This window comes from Caulobacter sp. GW821-FHT10F06, from assembly GCF_058809215.1.
Map to the genome: position 1 here is coordinate 572,351 of NZ_JBXASK010000001.1, position 22,670 is coordinate 595,020.

18 protein-coding genes and 3 pseudogenes are annotated in these 22,670 nt (G+C 67.8%); 11 read left to right on the top strand and 10 right to left on the bottom strand.

Annotated features, from left to right (window positions below):
* Positions 1-22 precede the first annotated feature (22 nt).
* A pseudogene (locus AC1RUS_RS02630) lies at positions 23-1,613 on the bottom strand (amidase).
* Between the two features lie 12 nt (positions 1,614-1,625).
* Positions 1,626-2,408 carry a thioesterase family protein gene (locus tag AC1RUS_RS02635; RefSeq protein WP_492912732.1) on the bottom strand — a complete coding sequence of 261 codons (783 nt, stop codon included), beginning with the start codon at positions 2,406-2,408 and terminating at the stop codon, positions 1,626-1,628.
* Between the two features lie 140 nt (positions 2,409-2,548).
* Here AC1RUS_RS02635 and AC1RUS_RS02640 point away from each other — a divergent pair, with 140 nt between their 5' ends.
* A complete protein-coding gene (locus tag AC1RUS_RS02640; RefSeq protein ID WP_492912734.1) occupies positions 2,549-3,418 on the top strand; it encodes a DMT family transporter in 870 nt (289 codons plus the stop codon).
* Positions 3,419-3,442: 24 nt separating this feature from the next.
* Here the strand turns inward: AC1RUS_RS02640 and AC1RUS_RS02645 are convergent, their stop codons facing one another.
* The 5 genes and pseudogenes from AC1RUS_RS02645 to AC1RUS_RS02665 all read right to left on the bottom strand — a co-directional run.
* Positions 3,443-3,649, bottom strand: coding sequence for a hypothetical protein (locus tag AC1RUS_RS02645; protein WP_492912736.1), 207 nt, complete (start codon positions 3,647-3,649; stop codon positions 3,443-3,445).
* 134 nt (positions 3,650-3,783) lie between these two features.
* Complete coding sequence (locus AC1RUS_RS02650) at positions 3,784-6,000, bottom strand: S9 family peptidase (protein WP_492912738.1); 2,217 nt, start codon at positions 5,998-6,000, stop codon at positions 3,784-3,786.
* Positions 6,001-6,180: 180 nt separating this feature from the next.
* Entirely contained in the window at positions 6,181-7,293 is a 1,113-nt protein-coding gene (locus tag AC1RUS_RS02655) for an alkaline phosphatase D family protein (protein ID WP_492912740.1), read from the bottom strand.
* A gap of 152 nt (positions 7,294-7,445) precedes the next feature.
* On the bottom strand, positions 7,446-9,740 hold the full coding sequence (locus tag AC1RUS_RS02660) for a TonB-dependent receptor (protein ID WP_492912742.1): 2,295 nt from the start codon (positions 9,738-9,740) through the stop codon (positions 7,446-7,448).
* A gap of 137 nt (positions 9,741-9,877) precedes the next feature.
* Positions 9,878-9,979 (bottom strand): annotated as a pseudogene (locus AC1RUS_RS02665) (hypothetical protein); the annotation flags it as partial.
* 102 nt (positions 9,980-10,081) lie between these two features.
* Between AC1RUS_RS02665 and ettA the strand changes: the two are divergent.
* On the top strand, positions 10,082-11,749 hold the full coding sequence (ettA, locus tag AC1RUS_RS02670; protein WP_492912744.1) for an energy-dependent translational throttle protein EttA: 1,668 nt from the start codon (positions 10,082-10,084) through the stop codon (positions 11,747-11,749).
* Between the two features lie 213 nt (positions 11,750-11,962).
* Positions 11,963-15,172 (top strand): hypothetical protein, encoded by a 3,210-nt coding sequence (locus AC1RUS_RS02675; protein WP_492912746.1) that lies wholly within the window; start codon positions 11,963-11,965, stop codon positions 15,170-15,172.
* A gap of 45 nt (positions 15,173-15,217) precedes the next feature.
* Here AC1RUS_RS02675 and AC1RUS_RS02680 read toward each other — a convergent pair whose 3' ends face one another.
* Positions 15,218-15,628 (bottom strand): hypothetical protein, encoded by a 411-nt coding sequence (locus AC1RUS_RS02680; protein WP_492912748.1) that lies wholly within the window; start codon positions 15,626-15,628, stop codon positions 15,218-15,220.
* A gap of 150 nt (positions 15,629-15,778) precedes the next feature.
* On the opposite strand from AC1RUS_RS02680, the gene AC1RUS_RS02685 reads away from it, so the two are divergent.
* A complete protein-coding gene (locus AC1RUS_RS02685) occupies positions 15,779-16,330 on the top strand; it encodes a type 1 glutamine amidotransferase domain-containing protein (protein WP_492912750.1) in 552 nt (183 codons plus the stop codon).
* Between the two features lie 128 nt (positions 16,331-16,458).
* Positions 16,459-17,418, top strand: a complete 960-nt coding sequence (locus tag AC1RUS_RS02690; RefSeq protein ID WP_492912752.1) for a 2-hydroxyacid dehydrogenase — start codon at positions 16,459-16,461, stop codon at positions 17,416-17,418.
* Here AC1RUS_RS02690 and AC1RUS_RS02695 read toward each other — a convergent pair.
* Positions 17,415-17,618, bottom strand: coding sequence for a carboxymuconolactone decarboxylase family protein (locus AC1RUS_RS02695; protein WP_492912971.1), 204 nt, complete (start codon positions 17,616-17,618; stop codon positions 17,415-17,417). The genes AC1RUS_RS02690 and AC1RUS_RS02695 overlap by 4 nt on opposite strands.
* An 18-nt stretch (positions 17,619-17,636) precedes the next feature.
* Positions 17,637-17,960, bottom strand: a pseudogene (locus AC1RUS_RS02700) (carboxymuconolactone decarboxylase family protein); the annotation flags it as partial.
* A 31-nt stretch (positions 17,961-17,991) separates the two neighbouring features.
* Between AC1RUS_RS02700 and AC1RUS_RS02705 the strand changes: the two are divergent.
* The 6 genes from AC1RUS_RS02705 (at position 17,992) to AC1RUS_RS02730 (ending at position 22,669) form a co-directional block, all read left to right on the top strand.
* Complete coding sequence (locus tag AC1RUS_RS02705; protein WP_492912754.1) at positions 17,992-18,351, top strand: winged helix-turn-helix transcriptional regulator; 360 nt, start codon at positions 17,992-17,994, stop codon at positions 18,349-18,351.
* 3 nt (positions 18,352-18,354) lie between these two features.
* Positions 18,355-18,732 (top strand): VOC family protein, encoded by a 378-nt coding sequence (locus tag AC1RUS_RS02710; RefSeq protein WP_492912757.1) that lies wholly within the window; start codon positions 18,355-18,357, stop codon positions 18,730-18,732.
* Between the two features lie 76 nt (positions 18,733-18,808).
* Entirely contained in the window at positions 18,809-19,786 is a 978-nt protein-coding gene (locus AC1RUS_RS02715) for an ArsR/SmtB family transcription factor (protein WP_492912759.1), read from the top strand.
* On the top strand, positions 19,783-20,742 hold the full coding sequence (gene metF, locus AC1RUS_RS02720; protein WP_492912761.1) for a methylenetetrahydrofolate reductase [NAD(P)H]: 960 nt from the start codon (positions 19,783-19,785) through the stop codon (positions 20,740-20,742). The genes AC1RUS_RS02715 and metF overlap by 4 nt, the downstream gene beginning before the upstream one ends.
* Positions 20,739-21,593 (top strand): CAU/MBL1b family subclass B3 metallo-beta-lactamase, encoded by an 855-nt coding sequence (blaCAU, locus tag AC1RUS_RS02725; RefSeq protein ID WP_492912763.1) that lies wholly within the window; start codon positions 20,739-20,741, stop codon positions 21,591-21,593. The genes metF and blaCAU overlap by 4 nt, the downstream gene beginning before the upstream one ends.
* Positions 21,590-22,669, top strand: a complete 1,080-nt coding sequence (locus tag AC1RUS_RS02730) for a homocysteine S-methyltransferase family protein (protein WP_492912765.1) — start codon at positions 21,590-21,592, stop codon at positions 22,667-22,669. The genes blaCAU and AC1RUS_RS02730 overlap by 4 nt, the downstream gene beginning before the upstream one ends.
* The last annotated feature ends 1 nt before the right edge of the window (position 22,670 follow it).

Consider the following 22,670-nt stretch of genomic DNA (forward strand, 5'->3'; position numbering starts at 1 on the left):
AGGGGAGTGCGCTGGGCGCAGGTTAGGGCGCGATCGTCGCGTGGAAGGTCGGCGGCTGGCGGCGATGGGTGGCCTGCTCGTAGGCGTAGCCCAGATTCAGCAGCAGCTTCTCGCTCCAGGCCGGGCCGATGAACGACAGCCCCACCGGCATGCCCGTGACGGCGCCCATCGGCACGGTCAGGTGCGGATAGCCGGCCACGGCGGGCAGGGTGGTCGACGAGCCGCCATAGTTGTCGCCATTCAGCGGATCGATGGTCCAGGCCGGACCTGTGGTCGGAGCGACGATGGCGACCGCGCCGGTGTCCTTCAGGATCTTGTCGATCCCTTCGGGGCCGGCCAGTCGCTTGGAGTCGGCCAGGGCCTTGATATAGGCCGGGTCGTCATAGCCCTTGGTCTTCTCGGCCTTCTCGAAGCTCTCCTGGCCGAACCATTCGAACTCCTTGGGCGTAGCCTTGTTGAAGGCGATCAGGTCGGCCAGCGTGCGGCTGGGCACCTTCTTGGGATCGGTCGAGGCCAGGTAGGCGGCCATGTCGACCTTCAACTCGGTGTAGAGCACCACGCCCTCGGCCTTGCCGATCGGGCCTTCGTCGAACTCTTTCACCTCGACCAGGGTCGCGCCCTGGGCCTGCAGGTCCTTCAGGGCCTGTTCGAACACCGCGTCGGTCTTGGGCGAATAGCCGGTGTAGAAACGGGCGACGGCCAGCGTGACGCCCTTCAGCGCGTCCTTGCTCAATCCCTTGGCGTAGTCGGTCTTGTGGGCGTCGGCGTCCTTGGTGGCGACATCGGCGGGGTCGGAGCCGGCGATGGCGGTCAGGACCTTGGCGGCGTCCTCGACCGTCGTGGTCATCGGGCCGGCGGTGTCCTGGCTGTGACTGATCGGCACGATGTGGGTGCGCGACACCAGACCGACGGTGGGCTTCAGGCCCACCAGCCCGTTGATCGCCGCCGGGCAGGTGACGGAGCCGTCGGTCTCGGTGCCGATCGCCGCCCAGGCCAAGCCCGCCGCCACCGCGGCGCCCGAGCCGCTGGACGAGCCGCAGGCGCTGCGGTCCAGGGCGTAGGGGTTGCGCACCGTGCCGCCCACCGCGCTCCAGCCGCTGATCGACTTGTTGGAGCGGATATTGGCCCATTCCGACAGGTTGGCCTTGCCCAGGATCACCACGCCGGCGTCGGTGAGGCCCCTGACCAGCGGCGCGTCGCGGTTGGTGACATTGTCCTTCAGCGCCAGCGAGCCGGCGGTGGTGGCGGTGTCGTCGGCGCTCTCGATATTGTCCTTCAGCAGCATCGGCAGGCCGTGCAGCGGGCCCCGGATCTTGCCGGCCTTGCGCTCGGCGTCGAGCTTGCGCGCGTCGGCCAGGGCATGGGGATTGAGCGCGATCACCGCGTGCAGCGTCGGGTTCTTGTCCTTGATCGCGGCCAGATAGCCCTTGGTCGCCTCCTCGGCGGACTGGGCGAACGCGGTGGTCGACAGCAGGGCGGCGAGGGCCGCTCCGGCCAGGCAGGCGGTCTTGGTCATCTGGTGTTCCCCCGAAGGACCGCGACTCTTATCGGGGCGGCCGGACGGGGCAGAGGATGAGGTCAAAAATCCGCATCCGCCAAGCCCGCGCGAGCAGGATCGTGCGTGTTTAGACGAAAACCGCCACGTTCTGCCGCGCCAGGATCAAGGGTCGACCGCCAGCGTCCCACAGCAACATCTCCTGGGTGGAATAGCCGTCGGCGATGGTCTCGGCCCGGCTGCGCAGCAGGCGCCAGCCGTCGTCGTCCTCGGCGGGCAGGCCGACCACGTCCAGCGACCAGGTCATGGTCGAGATCGGACCGAACTTCGGGAACAGGGTCATGGCCGGCGGCGGCGGGGTGTCGGCAAGGGCGATCAGGGCTGACAGCGAACGGGCGGCCGGATCGCGATGACGGATCCACAGCAGGTATTCGGGAGCCTCGCCCGACAGCGGCCGCGCGCCGCCGGCCATGCGAACCTCGAACTGACCGACGAAGCCGGGGCCGCCGCCTTGCGGGAAGAACGGCTCGCAGTCGGCGGCCGGCGCGACGGCCGGACAGGGGACATGGCCGTAGCTCACCGCCGATTCCCGAGCCGCGCCGAAGGTCAGGACGCCGTGCGTCGCCGAGCCCTGCTCGCCGACCAGGTCGACGCTCATGAACAGGGTCGACTTGCCGCGCCGCAGCACCTTCGTCTCGATGGAAAGCTCGCCGGCCGCCGGTCCGACGAAGGCGAACTGGCCCGAGCGCAGGGGCGGGGCGTCGGGCGCGGCCTTCAGCGCCGCCTCCAGACACAGGGCCGCCGACAGGCCGCCATAGGTGGTGCGGCCCTGCTTCCAGTCGTCGGTGACCTGGACGACGTGGCCGATGTCCGTAGGCGTGATGGCGGCGATCAGATCGGTATAGGCGGTCAAGCGAAGCTCCGTGATTGCAGGGAGGTTCGTTTTCTTTCGCTACGGAAGTCAAGCGGCCTGGATGCATTGGCGCCAGAGGATGTCAGCAGCGCGTGCGAGGCGGGGTGGCGTTCGAGGGGCGGATGGTTCAGGAAGCGGCCATGAACCGTCTCGCCTTTCTCGCCCTCGCCGCCGCCGGAGTTCTCTGGGGCATGGGTTTCCCGCTCGGGAAGCTGGTGCTGAAGGAGACCGACGCCGCCCACATGGTGTTGCTGCGCTTCGCCGTGGCGGCGGTGGTCTCGATCCCGTTCGTGCTGAAGGCCGAGGCGCGGGCGCTGTTCCGCTCGCCGGTGATCCTGCTGGGCGGCGCGCTCTACGGCGTGGCGTTCCTGGTGCAGTTCGAGGGGCTGGCCCACGTCAGCGTCACCCTGGCGGCGCTGCTGGTCGGCGCCATGCCGGCCCTGATCGCCATCTCGGCGCGGTTGCTGGGTGAGCACGTAAACCGGGTCACCTGGGCCGGCGTCGCGGCCGCCACCCTGGGCGCCGCCCTGATCGCCGGCAAGCCCGACGGCGCCGGCTCGCCGCTGGGCGTGGCCCTGTCTTTGGGTTCGTTGCTGATCTTCCTGGGGTGGATCGTTGTGATGCGCCGCGCGCCCAAGGTCGCCGACGGCATGGCCGTGCCGGCCGTGACGGTGGTGATCGCCGCCGTGACGATCCTGCCCATCGCCCTGCTGATGCATGGTCCGCCGAAGCTGGACCTTCATCCGGTCACCTGGACCGCGATCGCCGCCCAAGGCGCGCTGTCGACCCTGCTGGCCACCGCCGCCTGGCAATACGGCCTTTCGCGCGTCGGCAGCGCCAGCGCCGGGGTGTTCATCAATATCGAGCCGATGATGGGAGCCGTGCTGGGCGTGGCGCTGTTTGGCGATCACCTGACGGCGGCGCTGGTGATCGGCGGCCTGATGATCCTGGCCGGCAGCTTCACGGTGGTGCTGGGCGAGAAGAGCGACGCGACGCCCGCGCCGATCTGATCGCGCGCCGGGCTTGAGAGCGCCCTAGTGCAGCGTTCCGGTCGGCGTCATCCAGGATGAGAAGGTCCGCGCCTCGCGGGCGTCGGCGGCTTCTTCCAGCGCCAGTTCTTCCAGGGTGATGGCCGCCAGCAGCCAGTCCTCGAGCTCGGAGGCCGAGGCCGTGCCTTCCTCGAGCGCCGTCTTGACGACGTCGAGCATCCATTCGACGGCTTCTTCGGTGGTCTTGGTCACGACGCTATCCTCACGACAATGCTCGCGGAGGTATAGCGACGGTCCATCTCCAAGGATCTGCGACACAGGGTCCTTCGGGTGACGCATTCCGTCGCAGGGGGCCTCGCGCGACGATCGCCGCGCGAGGGGATTTCCTATTCGCCCTTCAGCTTGCGGCCGAAGAAGCCCAGGTGGGTCTTCAGCACATGCAGGCCCTTGGCCTTGCTGCCCGGCGCGCTGTGGCGCTCGCCCGGATAGAGCATCGTCTCGAACGGGATGGCCTTCTTCTGCAGGGCCGCCAACAGGCGGGTGCTGTTCTCGAAGATGACGTTGTCGTCGGCCATGCCGTGCAGCAGCAGCAGGCTGCCGGGCTTCAGCTTGTCCAGGCGGTTGAGCACATCGGAGCGGGCGTAGCCGTCGACGTTCTCGGACGGCTTGCCCATGTAGCGCTCGGTGTAGGCCGTGTCGTAGAGGCCCCACTCGGTCGGCGGAGCCCCCGCCGCACCGGCCTTGAACGGGGTGTCGTCGGCGGTCAGCAGCATCAGGGTCATGAAGCCGCCGTACGACCAGCCCATCACGCCCAGGTTCTCGGCGTCCACGTAGGGCAGGCCGGCCAGGAACTTGGCGCCTTGCAGCTGATCGTCGACCTCGACCGTGCCGAGCTTGCGGTCCAGGGCGCGCATGAACTTGGCCGAGCGGTTGCCGCTGCCGCGGTTGTCCAGCCGGAAGATGACGTAGCCGGCTTCCAGATAGGTGCGCTCGGAGACGCTCTGCCAGGTCTTCTTGACCTGCTGGGCGTGCGGGCCGCCGTAGACGGCGACGATGGCCGGGTACTTCTTGCTGGGATCGAAGCCCTGGGGCTTGAGGATCTCGTAATACAGCGTCTCGCCGTCCGCCGCCTTCAGCGAGCCGTATTCCGGAACCGGCAGGGTCGAGGCGTAGGGCCAGTAGGGATGGCCCTCGGCCAGCCTGTTCTCCTCGATCCAGCGCACGCGCTTGCCGTCGGCCGAATAGAGGGCCGTCTGCGGTGGAGTCTTGGGGTCGTTATAGGTGCCAGCGAAGGCGCCGCCGGTGTCGGCGACCTTGGCCGTCCACCAGCCGCCGGCCGAGGTCAGGGCCTTGGGCTTGCCCGGCTTGGCGTAGCTGACCTCATAGATGCGGCGCTCCAGCGGCGTCTCCATCGAGGCGGCGAAGATCGCCACCTTGCGGGCCTCGTCGACGCCCTCCAGGGCCGAGACCGGCCAGTCGCCCTTGGTGATCTGGGCGATCAGCTTGCCGTCGGCGGCGTGGCGGTAGAGGTGGCGGTTGCCGTCCTTCTCGGACGACCACAGGAACGAGCCGTCTTCCAGCGGGCGGAAGTCGTCGCTGATCTCGATATAGTGCGCGTCGGTGTCGGTCAGGATGGTCTTGCCGGCGCCGGTGACGGCGTCGAAGGCCAGCAGGTCCAGGGTCTTCTGGTCGCGCGACAGGCGCTGGACGTAGATGGTCTTGCCGTCGGCCGACCAGTCGACGCGGGCGACATAGATGTCCTTGTTCGCGCCCAGGTCCAGCTGGAGGGTCTTGCCCGAGGCCAGGTTCTGCACGAACAGGTCGACCACGGCGTTGGGGCGGCCGGCGCGCGGATAGCGCTGCAGGACCACCGTCGCGCCGCCCGGGCCGATGTCGGCGCGCGGCACGATGTCGACGCCGCTCTCGTCGACGCGGGTGTAGACGACGGCGGTCTCGTTGGGCGACCACCAGTAGCCGGTGAAGCGGTCCAGCTCCTCCTGGGCGATGAACTCCGAGACGCCGAACGACAGGGCGTCCTTGCCGTCGGTGGTCAGGGCCTTCTCGGCGCCGCCGGTGATCGGCCGGACGTAGAGGTTCTGGTCGCGGACGTAGCTGACGAAGCCGCCCTTGGGCGAGACCTTGGCGTCGACCTCGTCGCCCGGGGTTTCGGTCAGGCGGGTGACCTTGCCGTCGGCGACGCTGTCCAGATAGAGGTCGCCGTCCAGCGGCACCAGGATGAAGCGGCCCTGGCTGTCCCAGCTGTATTCGACGATGCCGCGGGCTGAGACGCGGGCCCGCTCGCGCCGGGCCTTCTCGGCCTCCGACAGCTCCTTGGCGCCCGAGGACAGGGCCGCCGAGTCGATCAGGCGATAGGGCTCGCCGCCCTTCACGTCCGCCGCCCACAGGTCCTGGACGTTGGCGGCCTCGGGCTTGGCCTTCAGATAGGTGACCCGCTTGCCGTCCGGCGACAGCGCCACGCCCTTGGCGGCGGGACCGCTCAGGCTGGGATCGGCAAAGATCCGCTCGGGCGCGAGTTTATCAGCCAGGGCCGGGGTGGAGAGGGCGATGCAGGTCGCCAGGACGGTAAGCGAGGGCTTGATCATGGCGCGGGACGCTAGAGCGGCGCCGCGCGGTTGTCAGCAGTGAAAAGTTTGATGGGGCGGCGCACTTGCCCCCTCCGGGCCGCTTCGCGACCCTCCTCCCCCGTAGGGGGAAGAGGAACTGCGGCGACTTATCTTCCCCCTATGGGGGAGGAGCGCCGCAGGCGCGGAGGGGGCGAGTCGTCAGCTCACGCTCAACGTCCCCGCATCAATCCGCTGCTCGATCTTCACCGCGCCCTTCTCGTCATGGATCCTCACCGTCACCACCGGCGCCGGCGCGCGCCAGTCGATCTCGATCAGCCCGAAGTTCCGCTCCCGCAACACCGGCGACACGCGCAGGGCGTTGGGCGGTGTCACCGGCCAGACCTCCGTAAGTCCCGAGGAGGTGACGTCCCAGATCGGGTAGGGGACGTTGAGGTCCTGGCGCGAGACCTCGGCATAGTGGGTGTCGCCGCTGATGCAGATCAGGCGCTCGGCCTTGTGGCGGCGGATGGCGTCGAACAGGCGCTGGTGGTCGCGGGCGTAGTTCACCCAGCCCTCCCAACCGGCGAAGTCGGCCAGCACCTGCAGGCTGGAGCCGAAGATGCGCAGGTCGGCCGGCTGGGCCAGTTGGCTTTCCAGCCAGGCCCACTGCGTCGCGCCGATCATGGTGGCGTCCAGGTCGGGGATGCGGTCGTACGGACCCGGCGTCGGCTTGCCGGCCAGGGCCTGGGCGGTGGCCCAGGGCTTGTAGCCGCCGGGGAACGACTTCTCGACCAGCGGCGTGCGGTTCCAGCGTAGGTCCGGCAGGATGATCTGCACCCGGCGACCGTCGGGCCCGAAGACATAGGCCGCATAGACCCCGTCGCGGGTGCGGCGCACGGAATCGGCCGGCTCGCCCCAGAAGTCGCAGAACTGCCGGCGGCTCTCGGCCTTCATCGGATAGTCGCCGCCGGCGTCGTTCTCGCCGAAGTCGTGGTCGTCCCAGATGGCGATGACTGGCGTGGCCTCGCGCAGGCGCTTGAAGCCGGGCTTGGCGGCCAGGGTGGCGTACTTGTCCGCCATCACCTTGGGGTCGCGGGTGTCGGCATAGATGTTGTCGCCCAGGAACACGAACAGGTCCGGCTTGGCCGCCAGGACCGCCTCCCAGATCGGCTGGTCCTTGGACTGGTTGGCGCAGGAGCCGAAGGCGATGCGAGTCAGGGTTCGGTCGAGGGCCTTGTGCGGCGCATCGACGACAGCGGCCTTGGCGGCGGGCGCGACGGCCACGGCTGCGGCCGACAAGCCCAGGGCGGCGCGGCGGGAGAGGTCGGTCATGGATGTTTCCACGAAAAAGCCCTTCCCCCTTGATGGGGGAAGGGTTGGGATGGGGGTGATCTCCGAGATGGCGGGTGACGCGCCATTGAACCGGCCGGCGCCGCGTCACCCCCATCCCCGGCCCTTCCCCCATCGAGGGGGAAGGGAGGCGCCTAGAACGCCTTCTTCACCGAGACGAAGAACTGGCGCGGCGGGGCGGTCAGGACCGTCTGGGCCGTGCCGGCGGTGTCGTTGGCGACGAAGCCGCCCGAACCGATGGTCGAGATGTAGTCCTTGTCGGTCAGGTTGGTGATGTTGGCCTGAACCTCCAGGCCCTTGGTCCAGGCGTTGTCGTCGCCGAACCGGTAACCCAGGGTCAGGTCGGCCACCGTGGTCGACGGCGCCAGGCCGCCGATGTTCTCGTAGGTGTAGTAGCGCTCGCCGGTATAGGCGACGCCCAGCTTGCCGAAGAAGCCGCCTTGGTCGAACGAGACCTCGCCCTTGAAGATGTTCTTAGGCGTGTTGACGACGGTCTTGTCCTTGGTGCGGATGCTGATCGCGCCCGAACCGTTGATGACGTCATCTTCGTAGGTGGAGGCGTTGTAGGTGTAGGCGCCGTACACCGACCAGGCGTCGGTCAGCTTGTACGTGCCGGCCAGTTCGACGCCCTTGGTCTCGACCGAGCCGACGTTGGACAGGATTGCGGGCAGGCCCAGGATCGGGGCGGCGGTGCTGGCGGCCAGCAGGCGGTTGTCGAAGGCCACGTGATAGACGGCGGCCACGCCCTGGAAACGTTCGTTGCGATAGCGGGCGCCCAGCTCGATGGTCTTGGAGCTTTCCGGCTTCAGCGTCTTGGCGATGTAGTCGACGGCCGCCTGGTTCTGCGAGCCGAACGGACCGGCCGTGGCGGCCGAGACATAGGCGCCCATGTTCTCGGTGTAGCCGCCGAACACTTCCACGTCCGGCGAGGCTTTGAACACGAAGCCGACCTGCGGCAGGAAGCTGTCCTTGCTCTCGATCGTGCCGGCCAGCGGCGAGCCGACCACGGTGCGGACGCTGTTCTCGACCTTGATGGCCTTGAAGCCGAAGTTCAGCTTCAGGGCGTCGCTGACGGTCCAGGTGTCCTCGAGGTGACCGGTCGTGGTCTTGGTCTCGAAGCTGTACTGCCACTGGGTGAAGAACGGGTTGGACTGGAAGTCCAGCGGGTCGCGCGACGGCGCGGCGGCGGTCTCGGCGTAGAAGCGGCGGGCCTGGTTGAAGTCGTTCTTCTCGGTCCAGAAGCCGGCGCCGATCTCATGGCCGCCCAGGTCGACGGTCAGGCCGCCGATGAAGCCCTTGCGGTCGATGTCGTACTCGGTGGTGCGGATCGACAGCGGCGCGGCGGTCGAGCCGGCCGTGCCGTAGCCCGGGCTGGCGAGGTAGGGCGTGTACCACAGGCCCTGGCCTTCGTTGGTGTGGCCATAGGCGGTGGCGTTGAACTTGACGTGCTCGGTGACCGGCAGGTTCAGGGTCGCGCCATAGAGGTTGTCGTCACGGATGCCGGCGCCGGCATAGTAGGCGTCGTCGACCGTAGCGAACGGCGCGGGCAGGGCGGTCCCGGCTTGGTAGGCCTTGGCGGCGGCCACGGCCAGGGCCCAGTTAGGCTGGGTGTTGTCCCAGTCGCTGCCCAGGCGCTTGATCATCTCGAACGACAGGTCCTGATAGTCCTGCTCGCGACGTTCCGAACGGCTGTAGAAGGCCGTCAGGTCGCCTTCGCCCAAGGGCAGCACGGCCTTGATGTCGTACTGGCGCTGCTTCTGCTCGCCGCCGCCCTTCCACTTGTCGGTCTTCTGGTCGGCGATCGAGGCGTAGCCGCGCAGACCGCCCAGGGCGGCGATCGCGCCGGTGTCGATGCGGCCGAACACCCGGTACATGCTGTCCGAGCCGGCCGTGACGTTGGTCTGGGCGCCGAAGGTTTCCGACGGATCGCGCGAGAAGAACTGCAGCGTGCCGCCCAGGTTCGACGTCGAGGCCACGCCGAGCGCGCCGGCGCCTTGGGCTAGCTCGACCCGGCCGATGTTCTCGTTGGTGATGGCGCGGCTGATGTGCAGGCCGTTGTGGTTGCCGTAGCTCATGTCGCCCAGCGGCACGCCGTCCAGGGTGAAGCCCAGCTGGTTCTGGTTGAAGCCGCGGATCGAGATGCGGGTCGACCACTCGTAGGCGCCGAAGGCGTCGGACGACTGGACGCTGACGCCCGGCAGCTTGTCGATGGCCTTCAGCGGGCTCGAACCGGCCGCTTCCAGGGCGATGGCGTCGTTCTTCAGGGTCTGGACCTGGCGGCTCTGGCCCTGGCCGATGACCAGCACGGCGTCGACTTCGGTGTCGGCGGTCGTGGCGGCGGGCGCCGGAGTGTCGGCGGCGAAGGCCTGGCTGGCGGCGACGAGCAGGAGGGCGGCCGAGGCGGCGCCCAGCATCAGATGGTGTTTCATGGTCTATCCCCGAGGCCGGTCCGCGCGGGGAGCGCGGCCGGATCTGAGGCTCGGGTAACAGCGCTCGACGACGGCGCGGCGACGGTTCCGTGTCGGGTTATCGACGGATGAATGACGGGTTGGTGACGGGCGGGTCGTGCGTCCTTCGAGGCCCGCTGCGCGGGCGCCTCAGGATGAGGAAGTTCGCAAAACGGTCCTCATCCTGAGGTGCGAGCCGCCCGGCGAGCCTCGAAGGACGCACTGAGACGACTGAAGCGCCCGCCGACATTGCGCAAACCGCCCCCGACCGCTATTTCAGCGCCCGTCCTCCCCCGAACTTTGACAGCGAGACCGACGCCCCCATGGCCCAGCAATATATTTTCCAGATGCAAGGCCTGACCAAGGCGTTCCCGGGCGGCAAGAAGGTGTTCGAGAACATCTGGCTGTCGTTCTACTCCGACGCCAAGATCGGCGTCGTCGGCGTCAACGGTTCGGGTAAGTCGACCCTGCTGAAGGTGATGGCCGGCCTGGACCAGGAGTTCTCGGGCGAGGCCAAGGCCGCCGACGGCATCCGTCGCGGCTACCTGCCCCAGGAACCGGTGCTGGACCCGACCAAGGACGTCTGGGGCAATGTCATCGCCGACTGCGAGGACAAGCTGATCTTCGACAAGTACAACGAGATCGCCAACAAGCTCGGCGAGGACTATTCCGACGAGCTGATGGAAGAGATGACCAAGCTGCAGGAGGTCATCGACGCCCGCGACCTGTGGGACATCGACTCCAAGGTCGAGATGGCCATCAACGCCCTGCGCTGCCCGCCTAACGACGCCAACATCGAAAGCCTGTCGGGCGGTGAGAAGCGCCGCATCGCCCTGGCCCGCCTGCTGCTCAGCAAGCCGGACATGCTGCTGCTCGACGAACCCACCAACCACCTGGACGCCGAGTCGGTGGCCTGGCTGCAGCACCACCTGGAAGAATTCCCGGGCTGCGTGATCCTGGTCACCCACGATCGCTACTTCCTGGATCAGGTCACCAAGTGGACGCTGGAGCTCGATCGCGGCAAGGGCGTGCCCTACGAGGGCAACTATTCCGGCTGGCTGGAGCAGAAGCAGAAGCGCGTCGTCCAGGAACAGTCCGAGAGCGAGTCCCGCCAGCGCGCCCTGACCCGCGAACTGGAATGGGTCCGCTCCTCGCCCAAGGCCCGTCAGTCCAAGTCCAAGGCCCGCCTGGCGAGCTACGATGAGATGGTGGCCGCGCAGGAGAACGCCCGCGCCGCCCAGACCCAGGCCCACATCCAGATCCCGCCCGGCCCGCGCCTGGGCAACGTGGTGCTGGAAGTCACTGGCCTGGAAAAGGAATATGGCGACAAGGTTCTCTTCAAGGACCTGTCGTTCAAGCTGCCGCCGAACGGCATCGTCGGCGTCATCGGCCCGAACGGCGCCGGCAAGTCGACCCTGTTCAAGCTGATCACCGGCCGCGAACAGCCCGACCAGGGCACGGTCAAGGTCGGCGAGACCGTGAAGCTCTCTTATGTCGACCAGAGCCGCGACGCCCTAGACGCCAACAAGACCATCTGGGAAGAGATCAGCGGCGGCACTGACGTGATGATCGTCGGCAAGCGCGAGATCAACAGCCGCGCCTATGTCGGCAGCTTCAACTTCAAGGGCGGCGACCAGCAGAAGAAGGTCGGCCTGCTGTCGGGCGGTGAGCGCAACCGCGTTCACCTGGCCAAGACCCTGGCCACCGGCGGCAACCTGCTGCTGCTCGACGAACCGACCAACGACCTGGACATCGAAACCCTGCAGGCCCTGGAAGAGGCCCTGGAAGAGTTCGCCGGCTGCGCCGTGGTCATCAGCCACGATCGCTGGTTCCTGGACCGCCTTGCCACCCACATCCTGGCCTTCGAGGGCGACAGCCACGTCGAGTGGTTCGAGGGCAACTTCGAGATGTACGAGGAAGACAAGAAGCGCCGCCTGGGCGCCGACAGCCTCATTCCCAAGCGCATCAAGTTCCAGAAGTTCGCGCGCTAGACTGTTCGACTGGCGGCTTTTCAAGTCGCCGGTCGCCGACTTTATTCGCGCTTAAGGTGAAGGCTCCTCGCAACGGGTACGTGCGGGGAGCCTTTTCTTTATCCAAAGTTGCTGACGCATTGCGCGCATGTTACGGCCGTCCCAACGGTTAAGCTTTGCTTAATCGGATTGTTGGGCGCGCCTTGTGTGATGGCCCGGTTGGTGGGGGCCAGCGTGACGGTTTTTACGGGTACGACGGGCGACGACATCTTTGTCGGCGGAACGGACAGTGACTCCGCGTCGGGCGGCGCGGGCAATGACAGCCTGAGCGGCGACGACGGGAATGATGTGCTCATCGGTAACGGTGGCGCGGACACGCTTATCGGCGGGGAGGGCAATGATACGCTGTATAGCAACAGCCAGACGGTAAGCCCGGCAATGGGGGCAACCCCGCCCACGCCTGCCGACCCGGATATCGAAGCGGCTCACGACTCGCTGGTCGGCGGCGCTGGCGATGACCGGATCTTCGCCGGCTACGGCGACTACGTCGATGGGGGGGCGAACGGCAGTGGTGGCGACTACCTATATATAAGCTTCCTTGGGGCTTCTTCCGGAGTATCCGTCGATTTCACGCAGTCCACGGTAAGTGTCGGCGGGGCAACGATCTCAGGCATTGAGCATCTGAGTTGGGTTCAGGGCAGCAACTTCGACGATGAGATCATCGCGGATTCCGCATATGGCGATGGATACCCAAGTATGCTCGGCATGGACGGTAATGACCGTCTTGTCGCCGGACGTAATACCTATTCCATGTATGGCGGAGATGGTAACGACATCCTCGATGCGCGGGGCGCTGGCGATCTCTGGATACTGGACGGTGGCGCGGGCGACGACACGATCTACACTCCGACTACGGGTTCCCTAAACGTCACGGCCGGGGCGGGCAACGACACGGTTTACACAAGAAGCTGGACGACCTACGGCGGCGACGGCAATGACCTGATCATCCAGCAGGACGCCTATGGCATCGCCTGGGCCTATGGCCAAGCTGGCGACGACGAAATCCGCGCGGACGCCAATCGACAGGGAGCCATGACGGGCGGCGACGGCGCCGATACGCTGACGGGCGGCGATCAGGCCGACATCATCTATTCGGCCGGCGGAAGCTGGTACCCCATGCTTGAGGCCGACATGGGGCTTGAGCGTGACAGCCTGTCTGGCGGCGCCGGCGACGACACTATTGCTGGCGGTTTTGGCGACGTCATCGACGGCGGCTCGGGCACAGACGTGCTGTTGCTGTCGCTGGGCGGCGCGACCAGCGGGCAGGTCTTCGATACCGCCAACCTGGCGACAGGCTCCTACACCATCGGCGGCGGCGCCATCTCAAACATCGAAATCCTGAGTTCGCTTCGGGGGAGCGAGTTCGCGGACACTCTGACGATCGCCGCTCAAGCTTCGCCCTCGGTCGCCCTGACGGTCGACGGGGGAGGCGGCAACGACCTCATCACCGTCTCGCGACAGATGGTTTGGGCGCAAGGCGGGGCCGGCGCGGACAGCCTCACCAGCGCCGCGGCTGGAGTCACGATCAGCGGCGGAGCTGGCGACGACACACTGACCACGGGTGTGGACGGCGCGTTGATCTATGGTGAAAACGGCCAAGACACGATCGTCAGTGGGGCGGGAGCCGACACCATCGACGGCGGCGCTGGCAACGACGTCGTAGACTATGGCGCCTATGCATCCGGAGTGGTCGTGAACTTGGCGACCGGGGCAGGCGCCGGCGGCGACCGGATAACGAGTGTCGAGATCGTAGTTGGCTCAAGACTCGCGGACACGCTGGTGGGCGGTGCGTCGAATGATACCCTCACGGGCGGAAACGGCGACGATACCCTGTCGGGCGGTTCCGGAAGCGACGGTCTCTCTGGCGACGCCGGAAACGATCAGATCGCGGGCGATGACGGCAACGACACGCTATCCGGCGGCGTCGGCAACGACACTCTCTCGGGCGGGGAAGGCAACGACAGTCTCTCCGGTGACGACGGCCACGACTCTTTGGTCGGCGGTAACGGCCAGGATGTTCTCGCTGGCAATGCTGGCGACGACACCCTGTCGGGTGGTTCCGGAAACGACAGTCTCTCAGGCGACGCGGGAAACGATCAGGTCGCTGGCGACGAAGGCGATGACACGCTGTCGGGTGGTTCGGGGAATGACACACTTTCCGGCGCCGTCGGCAACGACAGCCTCGTGGGCGGGGACGGAAGCGACAGCGTCAGCGGCGGTGATGGCCACGACACGCTGTGGGGCGGATACGGTGATGATTGGCTGTCAGGCGACGAGGGAAACGACCAGATCATCAGCGGCGAGGGCAACGACAGCCTTGTTGGCGGTAACGGTCACGATACGCTCGTCGGTGGCGAAGACGCAGACTCGATGGAAGGCGGCGCGGGCCAGGACGTGCTGTCGGGCGGATCGGGCGACGATCAGCTTTCCGGTGGGGCTGGCGACGACTGGATCAGCGGCGGCGAGGGGCAAGACGTCCTGACGGGCGGCGATGGTGCGGACACTCTCGACGGCGGCGATGGCAATGACGTCGCGGTGTTTAACGGAGCCTCATCCGACTACGTATGGTCATTGGCCGGGGGAGTCTGGACCGTCACCGCCAACGTTGGAGGCGATGGCGTCGACGTGCTCAATAACATCGAGGCGCTCCAGTTCACTGACAAGACCATAGCCTTGTCGGCGCCCCCCGTGAGCGGTGGCGGTGGCGGCGGCTCGGACTCCGGCTCCGGCGGTGGGACCAGCGGCGGGGGCACAGGCGGCGGGGCGACCGGTCAGGCCGTCCAGGGCACGACGTCCAGCGACTTCGCCCAAGGCAGCGCCGGTAGCGACACCATGTCGGGTGGCTCCGGCGAGGACACCCTCTGGGGCGGTGAAGGCAATGACGTCATCGAAGGCGGCGCCGACTTCGATCAGATCAACGGCAACCAGGGTGATGACACCGCCCATGGCGGCGACGGCGACGACTGGGTGGTCGGCGGCAAGGACCAGGACCTGCTGTATGGCGACGACGGTTTCGACGTCGTCTACGGCAACCTCGGCAACGACACCGTCTACGGCGGCGAAGGGGCCGACTGGGTGCGCGGCGGCCAGGGCGATGATGTCGTCGACGGCGGCGCGGGCAACGACTGGCTGGCCGGGGATCGGGGCAATGACACCGTCACGGGCGGTGCGGGCGCCGATACGTTCTATTTCTTCGCGGGCGCCGCGATCGATCGCGTGACCGATTTCTCCAGCGCGGCCGGCGACCGGGTGCTGCTGGACAAGGGGCAGGCTTACACGCTCAGCTACACGGCCGAGGGCGTCGTGGTCGATCTGGGCAATGGGGACCAGGTGATCCTGGTCGGCGTCACCCAGGCCAGTCTGGGCGACTGGCTGGTGATCTAGGCCTGGCGGGGCGGATCGCGCCGTCCCGCCTTTCGACCTGGTCTTCTACTTCGGCGTTACGGGCGGCAGGGCCGGAGCCGGGAGGTTGGAGTCCGGCGCCGGCGTCGTGGTCGGCAAGGTCGAGTCCGGCAGGGTCGGCGGGGTCATCGGCATCGTGGCGCTGGGCGGATTGACCGCCGTGTCGGTCGAGGCCTTGGCGTCGCCCGACATCGAACCGCTGGCCATCGGCGCCGTGGCCGAAGTGTCGACCGAGGCGCCGGTCGAGGCGCTGGCGCTCCAGTCCTTGCTGGCGCGAACCTTGGGCGAGGCCTTGGAATAGGCTTTCAGCTGGCTGTAGGGGATCGGCTGGCCGGGGCCGACCGTGGCCGAGGTCTTGGCCGTGGTCTGGGCGAGGGCGGAACCGCCGGCGACCAGCATCGAAAGCGCCGCGCTCGCGGCGAGGGTCTTGATCAACATGGAAATGTCTCCGGGCCTGGAAGCGCCAGGACGGCGCCAGGGAGTAGAACCCCCGGCGTTCGCGGTTGTTCACAGCTTGGCCATGCAACAGGGAACCTTGGCCCCCGCCCCCGGGTTTCAGCGGCCTGTCATCGTCTCGAGGAGCCCGCCATGTCCGATCAAACCCTGTCCGGCCGCAAGGTCGCCGTGCTGGCCACCGACGGTTTCGAGCAGTCCGAACTGGAGACGCCCGTCGCGGCCCTGAAGGCGGCCGGCGCCAGCGTCGAGGTGGTGTCGCCCAAGGGCGGCCAGATCCAGGGCTGGGAGCATCACGACAAGGGCCGCATGGTGCGGGTGGACCGCCACCTGGCCGGCGCCGATCCCGCCGACTACGACGCGATCATGCTGCCGGGCGGCGTGATGAACCCCGACGCCCTGCGCATCGAGCCCAAGGCCATCGCCTTCATCCGCCACTTCGTCACGGAGAAGAAGCCGGTGGCCGCGATCTGTCATGGGCCGTGGACGTTGATCAACGCCGGCGGCGTCGAGGGCAAGGAGATGACGTCCTGGCCGTCGCTGGAGGCCGACCTCAATAACGCCGGCGCCCGCTGGGTCGATCGCGAGGTGGTGGTCGACGACGGTCTGGTCACCTCGCGCAAGCCCGACGACCTGCCGGCCTTCTGCGCCAAGATGGTCGAGGAATTCGCCGAAGGCCGCCACTAGGCCGCAATTCAAGCGCTGCTTGACCCTGGCGCCGCGCCGCCAGTGGAGTAGCTTGGTCGCCAAGAACAGAGGATCCCGCGCGGGCTCCGACGCGCCGTCGTCGGCCCGGTCCGGGATGGAGGAGCCGCATGCCGAAAGCCCCCGCCGACAAGCCCCATATCCTGCTGTCGCATGAGATGCTCATGCCGATGCAGCCCTTGCTGGAGGGCGCCTATACGGTGCACCGTCTGTGGGACTATCCCGACCACCTGGCCTTCCTGGACGGGCCGGGGCGGAAGGTGCGGGCGATCGTGCACGCGGGCGAGATGGCGCTGGCCCGCGACATGCTCTCGGACATGCCCCAGCTGGGCCTGATCGCCTGCGTCAGCGTCGGCTATGACGGGATCGACGTGCCGTGGTGCAAGGCGCACGGCATTTCGGTCACCCACTCGACGGGCCTCAACGCCGCCGACGTCGCCGACCACGCCGTGGGCCTGGTGCTGGCCGCCTGGCGCGGCATCGTCGAGGGCGACCAGCGCCTGCGCTCGGGCCACTGGACCCACGCCGAACGCATGGCCCCGCGCCACGGCCTGCGCGGCCGCAAGGCGGGGATCGTCGGCCTGGGCCATATCGGCGAGGCGGTGGCCCGTCGCCTGGAGGCCTTCGAGATGAAGGTCTCGTGGTGGGCGCCGCGTCCCAAGGAGACCGAACGTCCCCGCGCCGAAAGCCTGCTGGCCCTGGCGCGCAACAGCGACGTGCTGGTGGTCTGCGCGCGACCTGACGCTTCGAACCGCCACCTGATCTCCGAGGCGGTGATCGAGGCGCTCGGACCCCAGGGCCTGCTGGTCAATGTGGCGCGCGGCTCGCTGGTCGACGAGGACGCCCTGATCGCCGCCCTGAAGGACGGTCGCCTGGGCATGGCGGGCCTGGACGTCTTCGACCACGAACCGACCTCGCCCGCCCGCTGGGCCGGCGTGCCGCACACCGTGCTGACGCCCCACACCGCCGGCGCGACGCTGGACAGCATCCCGGCCATGGTCAACCTGACTCTGGAGAACCTGCGCTGCTATTTCCACGGCGAGCCTTTGGCTTCGCCCGTCGGAGCCTAGGCTTTCGGAAACGGCGCGGCGAACGGCTCCGGCTCCAGGCGCAGGCCGTTCACCAGCAGGCTGACCGTGCGGTAGAAGCCGGCCAGCAGCATCAGTTCCAGACGAGCGGCCTCGCTGAAGGCGTCCGACAGGCGCGTCCAGAGGTCGTCGTCGATGTCGGCGCGAGCGTTCACGGCGTCGCAGAAGTCGATCAGCAGCACCTCATGCGCCGACCAGCGGGCGGCGACGCTCGGCGCGGCTGTGGCCGCCAGCTGGACGGCGTCCAGGCCGGCCGCCTCGGCGAACAGCGCGGCGTGGACGCCCCATTCATAGGCCGCGCCGTTCAGGGCGCAGACCCGGTGGATGACAATCTCGCGCTCCCGCAAAGTGAGGTGGCCGGGGTCCAGCAGGCCGCCGCCGGTGAACCTCGCGAACAAGCGCTCGTCCCGGGCCAGGGTGCGAAACAGCGACAGGGGCTCGGCGCCCGGGATGGCCAGGCGATCCAGCGTGTCCTGGATGGCGGGCGGGTAGGGCGCTTTTGCGGGATGGATGCGGGCCGACATCGGCGTCTCCTCGTGCTACAGAATTTGTATCATGACGAAGGATCGAGTCGCTACAAAAATTGAAGCGCCCTTGCCGGGCAAGTCCGTCCGGGGCTCGTCCACCGGCAAGCCGATCATGGCGGCGCTGGATCTGCTGGGGCGGCGCGGGAGCTTGCGGATCGTGTGGGAGCTGCGCGATGGCGCGGTCCTGACCTTTCGCGCGCTGCAGGCCGCCGCCGACCTGCCGCCCGGCACGCTGAACACCCGGCTGGCCGAGCTGCGCGCCGCCGACGTGGTCTCGGCGCAAAGCGGCTATCGCCTGACCCCGCGCGGCCTCGACCTCATCGACGCCCTTGCGCCCTTGCTGACTTGGTCGCAGGTTTGGGCTGACGATTTGGGCGAGGGAACCTGACGAATGGCCAAGGTGCTGGGGCTGGGCGGTATCTTCTTCAAGGCGGCCGATCCGGCGGCCGTGCGGGAGTGGTACGCTCGCGTGCTGGGCTTCGACGTCCACGACTGGGGCGGGGCGATGTTCGATCATCCCAAGGTCGGCAAGACCAACTGGTCGCCGTTCGCCGCCGACACCAAGTATTTCGAGCCGTCGCAGGCGGCCTTCATGATCAACTTCATCGTCGACGACCTGGACGGCCTGCTGGCCAAGGCGGCCGCCGAGGGCGCGGAGCCCAGCGCCGTTCAGGACGAGGGCGGAATGGGGCGATTTGCCTGGCTTATCGATCCGGCCGGGGTGAAGATCGAGCTCTGGGAGCCCGCCAAAGCTTCAGCCGAGGCATAGTTTGCCGCACCGCCAGGGTGGTGGTGGGATCAATTTCAGCTTGCCAAATCGGACATAAAGATATCTTTATGTCCTTATGAAGCTATCGGCCGAACAGGTTGTCGAAGTGCTGCGCGCGGCGGGTGAGTCCACGCGCCTGCGGTTGCTCGCCCTGCTGGCTGCCGAGGAGCTGTCGGTGCTGGAGCTGTGCCGCATCCTCGACCAGAGCCAGCCCCGGGTGTCGCGGCACCTGAAGCTGCTGGCCGAGGCCGGGCTTGTGGAGCGATTCCCCGACGGGGCCTGGGTTTTCTATCGCCTGGCCAGCAAGTCGCCGGGGCGTCACCTGATCGGGCACGCCCTGGACCTGATCGACGACGCCGACCCGGCCGTGCGCGCCGACGCCGACAAGCTGGCCCAGGTGCGGGCCGAGCGCTCGACCGGCGCCCAGGCCTATTTCGCCCGCAACGCCGCGCGCTGGAACGAGATCCGCTCGCTGTATGTCGACGAGGCCGAGGTCGAGGCGGCGATCCTGCGCGCGGCGGGCGAGGGGCCCTTCGACGAGCTGGTCGACCTGGGCGCCGGCGCGGGCCGCATGCTGACCCTGCTGGGCCAGCGGGCCGGTTCGGCCTTGGGGCTGGATCTGTCGCAACAGATGCTCAACATCGCTCGCGACGAGGTGTCGAAAGCGGGCTTGGCGCGCTGCGAGCTGCGCCACGGCGACATCTTCGCCACCGGCTTGCCGGGCGGCTGCGCCGACCTCGTCACCGTCCATCAGGTCCTGCACTATCTGGGCGATCCGGCCGCCGCCGTGGCCGAGGCCGCTCGGCTGGTGGCCCAGGACGGCCTGCTGTTGATCGCCGACTTCGCCCCCCACGACCACGAGTTCCTGCGCGAGGCCCATCAGCATCGCCGCCTGGGCTTCGAGGACGCCGAGATCATCCCCTGGCTGGAGGCCGCCGGCCTGCGCCTGGAAAGCAACATCGCCCTGCCGCCGTCGTCCGACGAGGGCCTCACCGTCAAGATCTGGACGGCGCGCCGTCCGGCCGCTGCTTCCGTTGAAAGGAGCGCCGCATGACCCTTCCGCCCACACGTCGTGTTCTGGGTCCCGTCGCCCGCGCCGGCGAGCGCGGCCAGAGCCAGGGCGGCGGTCGTCCGCGCGTCTCGTTCGAGTTCTTCCCGCCCAAGACCCCGGCGATGGAAGAAAGCCTGTGGCAGGCCATCACGCGCCTGGCTCCTCTGGATCCGGCCTTCGTCTCGGTGACCTACGGCGCCGGCGGCTCGACGCGCGAGCGCACGCACCGCACCGTCAAGCGCATCCTGGACGAGACCAGTCTGAAGCCCGCCGCCCACCTGACCTGCGTCGGCGCCAGCCGCGACGAGGTCGACGAGGTGATCCGCGAATATTGGGAGACGGGCGTTCGCCACATCGTCTCGCTGCGCGGCGATCCGCCCCCGACCGAGGGCGGCATCGGGGGCGTCTATGTCCCGCGTGAGGACGGCTACGCCAACGCCACCGAGCTGACCAAGGCCCTGCGCGGCATCGCGCCGTTCGAGGTGCTGGTCGGCGTCTATCCCGAGAAGCACCCCGAGAGCCCGTCGATCGAGCACGACATTGAGGTGCTCAAGCAGAAGGTCGACGCCGGGGCGACCCTGGCGATCAGTCAGTTCTTCTTCGACATCGACGCCTTCCTGCGCTTCAACGACAAGGTCCGCGCGGCCGGGATCACCATCCCGATCGTGCCCGGGATCATGCCCGTGACCAACTTCAATGGCCTGAAGAAGATGTCCCAGGCCTGCCAGACGGCGGTGCCGACCTGGCTGGCCAACCTGTTCGATGGCCTGGACAACGACGCCGAGACCCGCCGCCTGATCGCCTGCTCGGTGGCTTCCGAGATGTGCGCCAAGCTGCAGGAGCAGGGCTTCGAGGATTTCCACTTCTACACCCTGAACCGGGCGGATCTGGTCTATGCGATCTGCCGCGTGCTGGGCGTGCGCGAGCGCGAACCAGCGTCTTCGGAGGTCGCCGCATGAAAGCCCTCAGCATCGCCCTGGCGCTGAGCTTCGCCGCGTTTGGCGTGGCGAACGCCGACAACAGCAACTGGACCCGACCGCTGAAGCCCTACCGCGTGGTCGGCAACATCTACTATGTCGGCTCCGAGGGGCTGTCGGCCTGGCTGATCACCTCGTCCGAGGGCCATGTGCTGCTCGACAGCGGTCCGTCGGCAGAGGGCGCCAAGCTGATCGAGGGCAATATCGCGACCCTGGGCTTCAAGCTCACGGACGTGAAGATCCTCATCAACACCCACGCCCACTTCGACCACGCCGGCGGCATGGCCCAGCTGAAGGCCGACACCGGCGCCAAGGTCTGGGCCTCGCGCCTGGACGAGCCGGCGCTCGAGAAGGGCCAGCACTTCGGCGACAACGCCAACGGCCTGACTCCCTTCCCGGCGGTGAAGGTCGACAAGGGCTTCGGCGACGGCCAGAAGCTTAAGCTGGGCGAGACCAGCCTGGTCGCGCACATCACGCCGGGCCACACGATCGGCTGCACGTCCTGGACCACCTCGGTGACGGAGAAGGGCCGGCCGCTGGCCGTGACCTTCCCGTGCTCGCTGTCGGTCGCCGGCAATGTCCTAGTCGGCAACAAGACCCACAAGAGCATCGTCGCCGACTATCGCGCGACCTTCGCCAAGCTGCGGGCCATCCCGACCGACGTGATGCTGCCGGCCCATGAGGAGCAGGGCGACCTGCTGGCCAAGCGCCAGAAGATGCTGCGCGGCGACAACAACGCCTTCGTCGATCCGGGCGACCTGAACCGCTTCGTCGACGTGTCGGAAGCCGCGTTCAACAAGGAGCTGGCGCGTCAGCAGGGAGCGGGCAAATGACCGACTTTTCCATCCGGGCCAACCGCATCGCCGCCCTGAAGGCCGCCGCCAAGCAGCGCGTGCTGATCCTCGACGGCTCCTGGGGCGTGATGTTCCAGAAGAAGAAGCTGGCCGAGGCCGACTACCGCGCCGAACGCTTCGCCGACTACGACGGCCAGATGAAGGGCAATAACGACGTCCTGTGCCTGACCCGGCCCGACCTCGTGGCCGAGCTGCACGACGCCTATTTCAGCGCCGGCGCCGACATCTCCGAGACCAACACCTTCTCAGGCACCACCATCGCTCAGGCCGACTATCGGCTCGGCGAGAAGGACGTCTGGGACATCAATTACGAAGGCGCGCGCATCGGCCGGCAAGTGGCCGATCGCTGGCTGCGGGAGCACCCGGAGAAGCCACGCTTCATCGCCGGCTCGATCGGTCCGCTGAACGTGATGCTGTCGATGTCGTCGGACGTCAACGATCCGGGCGCGCGCAAGGTGACCTTCGACCAGGTCTATGAGGCCTATCGCCAGCAGGTCTCGGCCCTGTACGAGGGCGGGGTCGACCTCTTCCTGATCGAGACCATCACCGACACGCTGAACTGCAAGGCCGCGATCAAGGCGATCCTCGACCTGCGCGACGAGGGCCATGAAGAGCTGCCGATCTGGATCAGCGGCACCATCACCGACCGCTCGGGCCGCACCCTGTCGGGCCAGACGGCCGAAGCGTTCTGGAACTCGATCAAGCACTGCAAGCCGTTCGCCGTCGGCTTCAACTGCGCCCTGGGCGCAGACCTGATGCGCCCGCACATCGCCGAGATGGCCCGCATCGCCGACACCCTGGTCGCGGCCTATCCCAACGCCGGCCTGCCCAACGCCATGGGCGAATATGACGAGGAGCCGCACCAGACCGGCCACGCCCTGCACGAATGGGCGTCGGATGGCCTGGTGAACATCCTGGGCGGCTGCTGCGGCACCACGCCCGACCACATCCGCCACGTGGCCGAGGCCGTCGCTGGCGTCACCCCGCGCGCCATCCCCGAGCGTCCCAAGGCCATGCGCCTGGCGGGCCTCGAGCCGTTCGAACTGGCCAACTGAG

Coding starts and splice junctions, on each gene's coding strand:
- AC1RUS_RS02715 (WP_492912759.1), top strand. CDS start 18,809: ATGAAGCTATCGGCCGAACAGGTTGTCGAAGTGCTGCGCGCGGCGGGT.
- AC1RUS_RS02640 (WP_492912734.1), top strand. CDS start 2,549: ATGAACCGTCTCGCCTTTCTCGCCCTCGCCGCCGCCGGAGTTCTCTGG.
- AC1RUS_RS02650 (WP_492912738.1), bottom strand. CDS start 6,000: ATGATCAAGCCCTCGCTTACCGTCCTGGCGACCTGCATCGCCCTCTCC.
- AC1RUS_RS02690 (WP_492912752.1), top strand. CDS start 16,459: ATGCCGAAAGCCCCCGCCGACAAGCCCCATATCCTGCTGTCGCATGAG.
- metF (WP_492912761.1), top strand. CDS start 19,783: ATGACCCTTCCGCCCACACGTCGTGTTCTGGGTCCCGTCGCCCGCGCC.
- AC1RUS_RS02705 (WP_492912754.1), top strand. CDS start 17,992: ATGACGAAGGATCGAGTCGCTACAAAAATTGAAGCGCCCTTGCCGGGC.
- AC1RUS_RS02660 (WP_492912742.1), bottom strand. CDS start 9,740: ATGAAACACCATCTGATGCTGGGCGCCGCCTCGGCCGCCCTCCTGCTC.
- AC1RUS_RS02710 (WP_492912757.1), top strand. CDS start 18,355: ATGGCCAAGGTGCTGGGGCTGGGCGGTATCTTCTTCAAGGCGGCCGAT.
- AC1RUS_RS02680 (WP_492912748.1), bottom strand. CDS start 15,628: ATGTTGATCAAGACCCTCGCCGCGAGCGCGGCGCTTTCGATGCTGGTC.
- ettA (WP_492912744.1), top strand. CDS start 10,082: ATGGCCCAGCAATATATTTTCCAGATGCAAGGCCTGACCAAGGCGTTC.
- AC1RUS_RS02655 (WP_492912740.1), bottom strand. CDS start 7,293: ATGACCGACCTCTCCCGCCGCGCCGCCCTGGGCTTGTCGGCCGCAGCC.
- AC1RUS_RS02685 (WP_492912750.1), top strand. CDS start 15,779: ATGTCCGATCAAACCCTGTCCGGCCGCAAGGTCGCCGTGCTGGCCACC.
- AC1RUS_RS02730 (WP_492912765.1), top strand. CDS start 21,590: ATGACCGACTTTTCCATCCGGGCCAACCGCATCGCCGCCCTGAAGGCC.
- blaCAU (WP_492912763.1), top strand. CDS start 20,739: ATGAAAGCCCTCAGCATCGCCCTGGCGCTGAGCTTCGCCGCGTTTGGC.